Below are 11,742 nucleotides of genomic sequence, written 5' to 3'. Positions count from 1 at the left end.
CCCTGTCCAATAATTACGCCTTTGTGATATTCATGGGTTCTGTCTTGTAATGTTTTGGCATCTGGTCTGCCCCATGCGGTATGATCGATCGCCACTAATATATGTTCTGTTGCGGGTACTTGCTGTTCTAATTCCTCTCCATACAGCATCATCAGTTTTTTTCGGTCTGGTCTACAGTCTTGTAATGCTTCGTAAATACTTGACCATTGTCGATTGAATAGCGGGCTGAGTGAAAATTCTGGCTTTACATGACGCATGGATGGTGGTCATCACTGCATCCATCAGCTCGAATGTCGCATCCTTGGCGAGTACCAATAATTCGTATGCTGCTTGACGAAATTTCCTTAATCGTTCACTGTTCATTTAGGGAGTGGATAGGTTTTATTTTTCACCCTCATTCTCTCCCGGCGCGGTGGCTCTAGTTCTTCTTTTGCCACCGTTCTCATCTTTAGTTAGTCTAAACTACAGCTTATGAAATTGCAAGCAGTAATTCTCGATGTTGACGGCACTCTCGTGCTCAGCAATGATGCCCACGCTCAAGCTTGGGTAGAGGCATTTGCTGCTTTCGGCTACGACGTGCCGTTCGAGAAAATTCGCCCGTTAATTGGCATGGGCGGCGACAAAATTATCCCCAAAATGGTATCAGGACTTTCTGAGGAAGAAGGCGACGGGAAAAAGATTGCACAGAAACGCAAAGAATTGATTATTAACCGCTTTTCATCTACTCTCGATCCTGCACCAGGTTCGCGGGAATTGGTGTTAAAAATGCAGCAAGAAAAACTGCGACTAATTATTGCTACTTCAGCTACCGCCGATGAACTTTCGGGTTTGCTCAAAGCGGCAGGGGTAGACGATTTGCTCGACGAAGCGACAACTTCTAGCGATGTGGAAGCTTCTAAACCGGAACCGGATATTGTGGAAGCTGCTTTGAGCAAGTTGCAGGTGGAAGCGAGTCAGGTTGTGATGTTAGCTGATACTCCTTACGATATCGAAGCTGCGAGCAAGTGCGGGGTGTCGCTAATTGCTTTTCGCTGCGGAGGTTTCGATGATGATTCGCTTGCTGGCGCTGCGGAAATTTACGATCATCCTGCTGATTTGTTGGCGCATTATCAGGATTCTATTTTAGGGGAAAAGAAATTGTCAGCCAGTTGAATCGAATACAGGCGAGGGCGGGTGGATTGCCTCTATTAAGCGCGGCCCACAATCCATTCTACCTGATGCGCTTCCGTGCTATCGGGAATATCCAGGCGATTAGCCAACCTTTGAATTACCGCTTGTGGTACTGCTGCTGTGCGCGATCGATTCCGCCGCAATATTTCTTCTAGAGGTACTTCTAGATAAACAACGCGAATGCGCGCTTGATAACCAGCAAAAAAATTAATTAATTGCTGGCGCATTTGTTTAGTTGTATTGGTGGCATTCCAGACAAAAGAACGTCCAGATTTCATGTATTCCCGTGCTCGATTTTTAGCTTCCATGATCACATTTCCGGGAGTTTCATCGGGAGCAACGTTCATCTCTTTTCGCAGCGCGTCCAAGGAAATAACAGGCCAATTGGGTAGATTTTCTCTAATCCAATAATCTTTACCGCTTCCTGGCAAGCCAGACATCAAAATTACTTCGCATTTAGTGTCGTCAAATGCTTCGTAATCCGGGTTGCCGTTCTCTTTGCGGAAGTAAATAAATCGGCTGTGTGCTGATGGGAATTGTCGGGGAGAATCCAAGCAATTATTTTCTTGACAAAACTCCCAAAATAGCTGTATTTTATCGAGCAATTCCTGTCTGTCGCCGCACTCTCGCCCGCGCACGTCTGCTTCGGCTAAAAGTGCGAGAAAATCGCAGCGGACAGCTTGACTAACTTTAATTACAGACTGCTGCGGGTTGGGTTTGTCCAGCAGCCAGATGGGTAAACTGCCAAATTTGACGATCGCACAAACAGTCTCGCGAATGCTAAACTGCACTGGCGTGTCGAATTGAGATAAAATTTGTCTCACCATTCTCGCACCTTGACGGGCGTGACCTTTTGAGCTAATACTGCCATCTGCTTCTATCTTTGTAAAACCAGGTTTTGCGACATCGTGCAGCAAAGCGGCGGCAAAAAGTATTGAACGTTCTTGCAGCGGAAGCTGCCGCCAATTTGGAGAAGAGATTAAGGCTTCGCAGACCATTTTGGTGTGAATTAAAACATCTCCCTCAGCGTGATAAATCGGGTCTTGCTGACATCCTTCTAAGTTTTGAATCCAATCAAAATGATTTTGAATGCTGTCCCAATCCAGGAACCAATCGGGCGGTTCTGGACAAAAGGGAAAAGTCCAAGTTGGCGAGGGCGATAATAGTGTATTCATAAATTCACCTGCAGGTTAACTAAAATTAAATAAATCTGTGCCGGGACGCAGAATATTGGGTACAATCGGTCGGTTGAGCCAATGTCCCTCCGCATTTTTAATCGCGGTCAAAAAGCTGGCACGCACGTATTTGTAACGCGCCTTTACTATGCCATCTTCTTCGACTTTAATGTATAGACCCTCCATGCGATCGCTTTTATCAGTTTCTTTCAAACACCGATCCTCATCCCATCCCAATTCCCGACACTGCAAAACTAACCGTTCCAAATGTCCCGGCAAAATAAAATTAGATTTATCCATCAACTGCATCATTTGCTTCGGCGATTTCAAAACTCCTGAAAACAGCACTGGAACTGATACTAACGGCAATCCGCTTAACAACTGGCGGCGGGCTTCCGTGCTCAAAAATTGATTTTTTTCTAAGTCCAGCACGTCGTATTCCATAAAATAGTGCGGCAAAAAATCATAAAAAACAGTGTGTTTGGCATAAAGCCATTCGCCGTACAAAATATAACGATTTCCCAGCACTTTTCCCAGAGTTCCGCTGAGACTGAAACCCCACTGTTTGAACAAATTAAAATGTTTTTCTCTCGGCCCGCCGGTGAGATAGTGGCCGCGGCTTTGCAGCAGCATTTGCCCGTCTGGTGCGAAGCTGATGCCCGTATTTGCGCCGTCTACCTTTTCTTCGATGATTAAAGGGCGATCGGCAATAGCGCTAAACGGCACGCTATCGAGGTCTTCATCACCAGGCCCGAAACGCGAACCTTCGATATGATAAGTTCTGGGATATTTAACAATTGCCATAATCAACCGATTTTAGATACTTCGACTTCGCTCAGTACAAGTTTTAGATTTTAGATTTTCAAGGCGACCCCATCCATTTTATTTTTTAAATTTTAAACTTTTGATTTTTAGAGCCGCATTCATTCAATTAACCATTATAATAGATTTATCACAAAGGAGCGTGTTAAATTGAAAAATCAAAATTTCCAGAGCCTATCATCAGCACTCGCTGGCATTCTATTAGTAGTCGCGCTGCTCCTCGGCTTCAACTCTTTTGTTGTCATCAATCCAGGTGAAGCAGGAGTAGTCAGCATTTTAGGAAAAGCCACAGATGGAGCGTTGTTAGAAGGATTTCACTTCAGACCCCCGCTGATATCCAAGGTAGATATATACGATGTAACAGTGCAAAAATTTGAAGTTCCCGCCCAGAGTGCGACTAAAGACCTTCAGGATTTAAATGCTAGTTTTGCCATCAACTTTCGCCTCGATCCTGCGAGAATAGTTGAGGTCAGAAGAACTCAGGGAACATTGGAGAATATAGTCTCAAAAATTATTGCTCCGCAGACGCAAGAAGCATTTAAAACAGCAGCAGCTTTGAGAACCGCCGAACAATCTATTACTCAAAGAAGCGAATTGAAAAGAGACTTTGATGCTGCACTGAAGGAACGGCTGTCAAAATATGATGTAATCGTGCTTGATACCAGCGTTGTCAACATTCGATTCTCCACAGATTTTGCCAAAGCTGTTGAGGAGAAACAGGTTGCTGAACAGCGGGCGCAAAGGGCTGTGTATGTTGCTCAAGAAGCAGAACAACAAGCTCAAGCTGACATTAACCGCGCTCAAGGTAGGGCTGAAGCTCAAAGACTTTTGGCTGAAACTTTGAAGGCTCAGGGCGGCGATTTGGTGCTGCAAAAAGAGGCTATCGAAGCTTGGAGAAACGGTGGCGCTCAGATGCCTAAAGTGCTGGTTATGGGCGGCGGTTCGAGTCGGGTTCCTTTCATTTTCAATATGAATGATTTTGAGGAAGAAACCAATCGCCCAAAAGTTACCAACAATTAAAATATGACTGACGGTAACAAACCCGGTTGCCTCAAAAAGCGCGCACAAGTCCTACGAGAGTTGTTCGAGTATGCTACACTTCTGAAAGTCAAAATATAGCGACAGCTTGAAACCTGTCGCTATAAAAGCGAAGTCCGCAATTAAAACGCTGGCAGCACAGTCATTTTAGGAAGCAAGGAGAAATCATGACCAGGGCTATTATGGAAACCGACAAAGGTACTATCAACTTGGAACTGTTCGATGCGGATGCACCGAATACAGTGAAGAATTTTGTTGACTTGGCGGAAAAAGGTTTTTACGACGGACTATTGTTTCATCGAGTCATTCCTAACTTTATGATTCAAGGTGGCTGTCCCAAAGGCAATGGAACTGCCGGCCCAGGCTACAAAATTAAGTGTGAAATCAACTCGAAGAAACATTTGGCAGGAACTTTATCGATGGCTCACGCAGGCCGCGATACAGGTGGCAGCCAATTCTTTATTTGCCATTCTCCCCAGTCTCATTTGGATGGAGTTCACACAACTTTTGGCCAAACAGATGATATGTCTGTCGTGAATGCAATCCGCCAAGGCGACAAGATTATTTCACTCAAAATCGAGCATTAATTTTCAGTAATTAGTGGCGTTTGTAGTAAGGACTTTCGTCCTTATTGCAAACAATATTAGTTGAAATTGAATCATTCATCTTCGAGGGAAGTGTCTAACAGTTCAATTTCTAAATTTTCTTCCTCAGCCTCATAATTAAATTCCAATCTGCTCTGCTTGATAATTTCATTTAATATATTATTTAAATACCCTTTGGCAACAGCTTCTTCAAATCTGTCTAGAAGAATAGCAACATTAATTATTTCTTCTATACATTCCATGTAACGTGAAACTATCGCATTTATTGAATACTGTTTTCGAGCTTGCGCTTCAATCTTAGATTTAATTTCAATATTAGAATCTGAAGATTTAACGACAAATGTTATCGGATACTTTTCAATTTTATCAATGTCTAGGAAATATTTATTCATATCTACGGTTTCTGTCACCTGAAAAAACCGTCCCAGAGGCTTCATTACAAAATCAATTCCACCATCATTTGCATTTGTCCGACCTGTTTTAAACAGTTTTAAATTTTCTTGCTGGAGCTGATCAACCTCATAACCCCAATAAATCGATCGGTCACTATAGTAGTATTTTAATATACTGTAGCTGACGATCTCGAAGATTCTAGCATCTACCGTTGGTGCGAGTAGTTGTTTGATAAATTCTATTACTTGACCCTCTGTCAATGCTTGAGCCTCTTTACAAAGTTGAAGAAATTTTTCAAAGCTATCTCTCTTAGCTTCAACGTAGGCATCAATAATTTGAATTACTGTTTCCGCTATATTATGTACGTTTTCCTGAATTTTAACTTTTAATAAATTTTCGTTAAACCAATACCTGTTAGTTTTCGGATTTCTCAGAACAGGGATAAAGTCACAAGTAGGAAAATATCTTTTGAATTCTTCATTAAGTCTGTGGTTCAAAGCATGATTTTGAAGCTTTTGTCCAAACGGTAATTCGCGCTGTCTCTTGAAAATATTTGTATAAACTGCACCTTCATAATCTGAATATTTCTCGCTTTGATGAAATTTTTTCAAAAAATAGTCTTCAGCTAAAACATATATAGCGTATAAATTAGCAAAACTTCCTCTTGATTTTGAGCCTTTATTTGCCGATTTAGTTTTGATATTCAAATATTGAATTAGCTCGCTTACAGCAAATACTTGCTCACCAGAAACACCAAAGTTTTCTTTTAAAATTTTCTTAATTGTTTTTGTAAATTCGTGTTCCATTTGATCAAAATTGTAAATTTAGTGTTAGCTGTTTTGGTGAACTTGCAACTGAATTGACTTCGGAGATTTGCTCCTCTTGATTGTCATCAGAAGTAATCTGTAATCTATTTAATCCTATTTCTACATATTTTTCTTGTAATTCTATTCCGATTGACTTTCTCTTAAGCTGTTTGGCAACAAATGATGTGGTAAAAGTCCCAGAAAATACGTCTAATACGACGTCTCCCTCATTACTACTTGCTTTGATAATTCGCTCTAACAAAGATGTTGGTTTTTGGGTAGGATGATCTTCATATTGGGGCATACGATATCTGACTCTCGGAAACTCCCAGACGTTACCTGGAACTTTTTGAGAATTATATACTGATGGTGTAGACTTGCGATAGTCAATTAGTTTTCTCACAGCTCCGGTTTTTGCCTCTACCAGAATATCTGAGGAATTAAATGTATAATTTTTTTTGTCTTTGACGCAATATAAAATTGGTTCGTACAGAGAACCATAATATTTTTTTGCTTGTACGCCAGAACTGTCATAATACCACACTATTCTAGAAAGAATTGTTAAGCGATCGCGCAAATATAAATCAAAGTATGGCATACTTTGAGTAGATGCCATCAGATACAAACTACCGTTGTGCTTGAGCTTATTAATACATAAATTCAACCAGTTATAGCTCCATTCTAAATAATCGCTCTCTGATTCCCACTTGTCTATAAAACCATTGAAATTTTTGCCGATATTATAGGGAGGATCGGCAAAAATTAAATCGACTGAGTTGTCTTTAATTTCATGAGAAAGGACTTCTAAAACATCTCCCAATATTAGCTTGTGTCTGTCTAATTGAAAGATTTTCATTTTGCCTAACCTTTTCTAATCAATACGTCATTTTGTCAGCTAGAGTTGGATATTTACCAGAAATACTCAATACAGTTCATACTTGAGCAAAGTACAGGGAATTGAACCATTGAAAACCGGAATCCGCTTCGATGTTCTGAGTCCCACCTGTTTACCCAACTCTTTATTTCCGGTCAAAATAAACGCATTCCAACCTTTAAAACGCTGTTTGAAAATATCGCCCAACATCTTATAAAGTTCTCCCAATTCGCTAGCATCTCCGAGGCGCTCTCCGTAGGGAGGGTTGCAAATCAAAACGCCTCTGTCTGTGGGTGCTTCCAACTCGGATAACTCGGTACGAGCAAACTTAATTTTACCGGCAATACCTGCTTGTTGGGCGTTGGTGCGAGCTTGGTCTAACATATCAGAATCGCGATCGCACCCGGCAATCATTTCTGGAAGCTCTGACAATTCGCTGTTTTCCGCTTCCGCCCACAATTTATCCCACAAAGGCTCTTCAAAGTCCCGCCAAGTCATAAATCCAAACTTTTCTCGAAACAATCCCGGTGCAATATTCAAGGCTTTTAAACTCGCTTCCAAAGGCAAAGTTCCCGAACCGCACATCGGGTCTAAAAACGGCAAATCTGGTGTCCATTCTGCCATTTCTAACAACGCCGCAGCGAGGGTTTCTTTGAGAGGAGCAAGCCCCATTGCCGGCCGGTATCCCCGCCGGTGCAAACTGCCGCCAGAGCTGTCTAAACTCAAAATAGCGCGATCGCGATGAATGTGAAGGTTAATTAGCAAGTCGGGATTTTCGACATCAACACTGGAACGTTTGTTAAATTGGTGGCGCTGTTGGTCGGCGATCGCATTTTTGACCTGCAAAGCTGTAAAGTGTGTGTGGTTCAACTTATCGTTGCCACCTGTACAGTTGACTGCTAAGGTATTATCAGGATTTAGATAGTCGTCCCAAGGAATTTTCTGCACTTCGCGGTAGAGCATATCTGAGTCGTAACACCGGAATTCGGCGATGGGAACAAGCACTCGAAAAATTGTTCTCGACCAAAGATTGACGCGGTACAATAAAGCGCGATCGCCCGCAAAGTAAACTCCTGTAAAATCGGGCTTGACATCCTGCGCGCCTAGGCTTTCTAATTCTTGGGCGGCAATTGTTTCTAAACCGCGCGCAACTGTAGCAAAATATTGATTCATTGATAATTACGAAGGAAGAAGGAAGAAGGAAGAAGAAGTAAGAAGGAAGAAGGAAGAGGGAACCAACAGCTATCTGTGTATCCGTGACTTCTGGATCGTGAAGAAAGTTAATTGGGAACTACTTATGCTTCATTTGTCTTTCTCGATCGCCCTTCATTTAGATAGTAGCTCGTTTTCATCCTAACTCTCACAAACAATACTCTACCTTAAGGTAGATGCTGGAAATCAAAAAACTGCTACCTTACAGGATAATTTCTCAACAGGCGATCGCCCGCCTAGTCCTGTAGTTAAAAGGGCGATCGGGCGATCGCCCGATCGCTCAACCTCCAGAATCTAGCAGCAGAGCGGATTCGCGCTTAATTTTCACCAGGGTGAGCAACTGCTGCGAATTACCCTGGCGGTCTATTTATTGATAAGAATTCTTAACTACTTGCACAGTTTATTAACTTCATGTTAGGCTTCTAGTCAAAGTTGAGAATTCAAACCCTAACGTCACAGTCAGGGAAAATTTCAGCTAAATGGGTGTAATACAACAATTAGAGGCCATTATGTCAAAGCAAATCAACGGATCGGCTCTCAAACTGTCCCGCGCTAGCAAAATCCAAGTAGAAGTCAAGGAAATTGCCAAGCACGCCACAGCTAAAAACATCTCTTCTACCCTCAATGTTGATGCCGATGGTAGCGATGTTACCAACGAGTAATTGCAGGTTTTTCCGTTAGACTTCGCCTCCCCAAACAAGAAGTAATAGATTTTATTTTTTGATATCGGGAAGTCTGGAATAATTGAGGACAAGCGCAAAGTGTTGTCCTCAATTATTTAATTGCTAAAAGCTTATTGATAATATTTATCGTTTATTTTTAAAGTTTATGCGATCGCTCGCCAATCTCCTCAAACCATACAATCTCGAAGATTTTCTCAATAACAACTGGACAAACAAAGCAGTTGCGATTAAAAGTGAAGGCAAAAAAGACTTTGCACACCTATTTTCCTGGGAAAAACTCAACCACCTGCTCAACTTTTACCAATTAAAATATCCCGACATTCGCTTAGCAGTAGAAGGAAAAGTTCTCGACGAAAGCGAAAACGCCAATCTCATCAAATTGTGCCAATCGGGAGCAACTTTAATTATCAATCAAGTCCACAAACTAATACCAGAAATAGCTGAATTTGCAGCAGAATTTAAAGCAGACTTGGGTTATGGAAACCAAGTAAATGCCTACTGTTCTTGGCCGGAAAAACAGGGTTTTTCCTCCCACTACGACACCCACGAAGTTTTTATCTTGCAGACAGACGGAATCAAACAGTGGTACGTTTTTGCTGACACAATTAAATACCCGCTGACAGACCAAAAATCCTCGACTTTTTCGCCGCCAGAAACCCCACCCTATTTAACCTGCACCTTGCACCCCGGCGACGTGCTTTACATACCGCGCGGACATTGGCATTATGCAGTTGCTTCCGACGAACCGTCGCTGCATTTAACATTAGGAATTCACTGCAAAACAGGAATTGACTTGTTAGAATGGTTGGTGGGCGAATTGCGACAACAATCAGAGTGGCGGCAAAGTTTACCGCTGCGAATAAATCAAGATTCAATCGATACAAGTGTAAATAATTTAATTGCCCAATTGCAGGGCTACGCAAACAGTAAAAATCTGGGAGAAGAGTACAGCAGCTACCTCGACAGTTTAGCAAAACCTGTAGCGAAATATTCTCTCCCTTCTCAAGCAGGGTTCAATATTTTTCCCTACGGCATTCAAACTAAATATAGAATTCCCAAATTTCAGCGGGTGAGAATTAGCGAATTGCCTGACGGGGACGGATACAAAATAGTTGTTGCAGGTAAAGAAGTATCTCTCAAAGGAGTAACGGATAAATTTACGGAGAATCTATTTAGTACAGAATTTTTTACAGGAGAAGATGTGATGGATTGGTTGCCGGATTGTGATTGGGAAATAGATGTAATGCCGCTTTTGTCGAGGCTAGTTGTTGAAGGAATTATTTTTGTTAGTTAAAACTATAGAAGAGTAATAGCTGCGATAAATCTGTTTTTAAAATAGTAATTTATGACACACAATGAGGTATAACATGACGAATAGTTTTTTTTGCGCCGATGCTTCTAAATGCGTTGAAGAGGATATTATTGGTAGCGGTACTAATTACCAAACCTATGTATTAATTGAATGCTGTTTGCCTTGGGAATCAGAAGCTTTTAATTCTCAGCAAATTCCCCAGAATCTCAGGGATTTGGTAAAGGAAGTAGAGAATTCAAAGCAAAAAATTAGATTTTTGTTAATCAATAGTGAATCAACTAAATTTGCAGATAGGCGCAAAATTTTGATTTACGACAAAAGCCAAGATGTTTTGGGCGGTTACGAAAAACACGAATTTAATGTGAATAGCATTGAGGAAGTGGCGGGAACAGTCAAAAGCTATTTAGCTGGAGAAGTCCCGGATTGCGAAGTTGAAAATAACCCAAGTAGAGATATTTTGGTTTGCACTCACGGGAGTCACGATAGATGTTGCGCCAGATACGGCAATCCGTTTTATGCCCAAGCAAAAGCTGTGGTTTCCGAGTTAGAATTGAGTGATGTTCGTGTTTGGAAATCCAGTCACTTTGGCGGACACCGCATGGCACCGACTGCGATTGATTTGCCTGATGGTAGATATTACGGAAATCTCGATCGCACTTCGTTCAAATCTATTCTAACGCGCACTGGCGATATTGAATGTTTGAATAAAGTTTATCGGGGTTCGGGGGTTTTGCCGAACGAAATTCAGGTTTTGGAACGAGAATTAATCATCCGCTACGGTTGGGATTGGTTCAGCTACAAAGTCTCGGGCCGCATTGTTGAGAAATATCCAGAAAATGATGCTTTCTTGGCTGAAATTACCTTTGAGAAAGCGGACGGTACTTATAGTTATCGCGCTGATTTGGTGAAAGATGAAACCAAAACTGTTCGACTCAAAGGTTCTTGTGGTGCTCAAAAAGAGTCGGAATTTGTCAAGTATTTTGTAGAAAATCTCCATTTTTACTCGAAGAAGGAGGATTTGAAGTTTGTAGGCTACCCTCTTGTTTCGGTGCAAAAATTGGTGGAGACTATGTAAGATTTTGTCCTGTCGCGCATAATACATAGGCCAGGGCGGGTTTTTGAGATTGTCGGTTTTGGGCAAATATTTTTGGTGAACCCGCCCCTACAGGAATCATGATTGAATTTCTAACTGCATAAATATGTGCGGAATCCCCAGGAAATCGGAGGGATTGCCTTCTTCGGTAAATCCGATTCTTTGATAGAATTTAATGGCGTTAATTCGAGATTTAAGTCTTAAAGTTTTTAGATTTTTTGCTTGAGCTTTGACGATTAAGTTTTTAATTAATTGAGTGCCGATTCCCTGATTTTGAAATTCAGGAAGTACCGCAACGTAGCTGATGTTTCCTAGTCCTGGGGATGATTCGCGCAGTCGGGCTGAAGCAATGATTTTGCGATCGCACATTCCAATTAAATGAAAAGCAGTATCTTCGTGACTATCCCTTTCGCTGCCCTTTTCCATCCCTAGGGGCGATCGCAAAACCAACCACCGCTGGTCAAACATCTCTTCTAATTCTTGTGCGTTTTGAACTTCGCGGATGTCTATTTGAGGCATTTTTTGATTAAATTAAATTTATAAAAATACTATAGCTGTC

The 11,742-nt window shown here is 41.6% G+C and carries 12 protein-coding genes; 6 read left to right on the top strand and 6 right to left on the bottom strand.

From position 1 onward, the window contains the following. Positions 1-471 precede the first annotated feature (471 nt). Positions 472-1,152: an HAD family hydrolase gene (locus QUA58_RS20405; RefSeq protein ID WP_333395604.1), complete on the top strand. Its 681-nt coding sequence runs from the start codon at positions 472-474 to the stop codon at positions 1,150-1,152. A 35-nt stretch (positions 1,153-1,187) separates the two neighbouring features. Here the strand turns inward: QUA58_RS20405 and QUA58_RS20400 are convergent, their stop codons facing one another. Together QUA58_RS20400 and QUA58_RS20395 are read right to left on the bottom strand one after the other, a co-directional pair. Beyond that, positions 1,188-2,345, bottom strand: coding sequence for an AAA family ATPase (locus QUA58_RS20400; protein ID WP_333395602.1), 1,158 nt, complete (start codon positions 2,343-2,345; stop codon positions 1,188-1,190). Positions 2,346-2,360: 15 nt separating this feature from the next. Beyond that, the gene (locus QUA58_RS20395) at positions 2,361-3,149 is read right to left on the bottom strand and encodes an RNA ligase family protein (protein ID WP_333395601.1); all 789 of its coding nucleotides are present in this window, start codon (positions 3,147-3,149) and stop codon (positions 2,361-2,363) included. Positions 3,150-3,317: 168 nt separating this feature from the next. Here QUA58_RS20395 and QUA58_RS20390 point away from each other — a divergent pair, with 168 nt between their 5' ends. Together QUA58_RS20390 and QUA58_RS20385 are read left to right on the top strand one after the other, a co-directional pair. Beyond that, on the top strand, positions 3,318-4,187 hold the full coding sequence (locus QUA58_RS20390; protein ID WP_333395599.1) for a prohibitin family protein: 870 nt from the start codon (positions 3,318-3,320) through the stop codon (positions 4,185-4,187). A gap of 185 nt (positions 4,188-4,372) precedes the next feature. Next, positions 4,373-4,792, top strand: a complete 420-nt coding sequence (locus tag QUA58_RS20385) for a peptidylprolyl isomerase (RefSeq protein ID WP_333395597.1) — start codon at positions 4,373-4,375, stop codon at positions 4,790-4,792. A gap of 71 nt (positions 4,793-4,863) precedes the next feature. On the opposite strand, the gene QUA58_RS20380 is transcribed toward QUA58_RS20385, so the two are convergent. From QUA58_RS20380 to QUA58_RS20370, 3 genes are all read right to left on the bottom strand, one after another. Next, positions 4,864-6,009 (bottom strand): restriction endonuclease, encoded by a 1,146-nt coding sequence (locus QUA58_RS20380; RefSeq protein ID WP_333395596.1) that lies wholly within the window; start codon positions 6,007-6,009, stop codon positions 4,864-4,866. 4 nt (positions 6,010-6,013) lie between these two features. Further along, positions 6,014-6,865: an adenine-specific DNA-methyltransferase gene (gene yhdJ / locus QUA58_RS20375; protein WP_333395594.1), complete on the bottom strand. Its 852-nt coding sequence runs from the start codon at positions 6,863-6,865 to the stop codon at positions 6,014-6,016. A 66-nt stretch (positions 6,866-6,931) separates the two neighbouring features. Continuing rightward, the gene (locus tag QUA58_RS20370) at positions 6,932-8,056 is read right to left on the bottom strand and encodes a THUMP domain-containing protein (RefSeq protein WP_333395592.1); all 1,125 of its coding nucleotides are present in this window, start codon (positions 8,054-8,056) and stop codon (positions 6,932-6,934) included. A 548-nt stretch (positions 8,057-8,604) separates the two neighbouring features. Between QUA58_RS20370 and QUA58_RS20365 the strand changes: the two genes are divergently transcribed. The 3 genes from QUA58_RS20365 (at position 8,605) to QUA58_RS20355 (ending at position 11,165) form a co-directional block, all read left to right on the top strand. Further along, the gene (locus QUA58_RS20365) at positions 8,605-8,757 is read left to right on the top strand and encodes a hypothetical protein (protein ID WP_333116741.1); all 153 of its coding nucleotides are present in this window, start codon (positions 8,605-8,607) and stop codon (positions 8,755-8,757) included. Positions 8,758-8,923: 166 nt separating this feature from the next. Continuing rightward, the gene (locus QUA58_RS20360; protein WP_333395590.1) at positions 8,924-10,072 is read left to right on the top strand and encodes a JmjC domain-containing protein; all 1,149 of its coding nucleotides are present in this window, start codon (positions 8,924-8,926) and stop codon (positions 10,070-10,072) included. 73 nt (positions 10,073-10,145) lie between these two features. Beyond that, positions 10,146-11,165 (top strand): sucrase ferredoxin, encoded by a 1,020-nt coding sequence (locus tag QUA58_RS20355; RefSeq protein WP_333395588.1) that lies wholly within the window; start codon positions 10,146-10,148, stop codon positions 11,163-11,165. Between the two features lie 96 nt (positions 11,166-11,261). Here QUA58_RS20355 and QUA58_RS20350 read toward each other — a convergent pair whose 3' ends face one another. Next, a complete protein-coding gene (locus QUA58_RS20350; protein ID WP_333395586.1) occupies positions 11,262-11,702 on the bottom strand; it encodes a GNAT family N-acetyltransferase in 441 nt (146 codons plus the stop codon). Positions 11,703-11,742 lie beyond the last annotated feature (40 nt).

The sequence above is a fragment of the Microcoleus sp. N9_A1 genome, assembly GCF_036701795.1.
GTDB lineage: Bacteria > Cyanobacteriota > Cyanobacteriia > Cyanobacteriales > Microcoleaceae > Microcoleus.
Note: the sequence above shows the minus strand (reverse complement) of the source record. Positions and strands in the feature narration are given on the sequence as shown.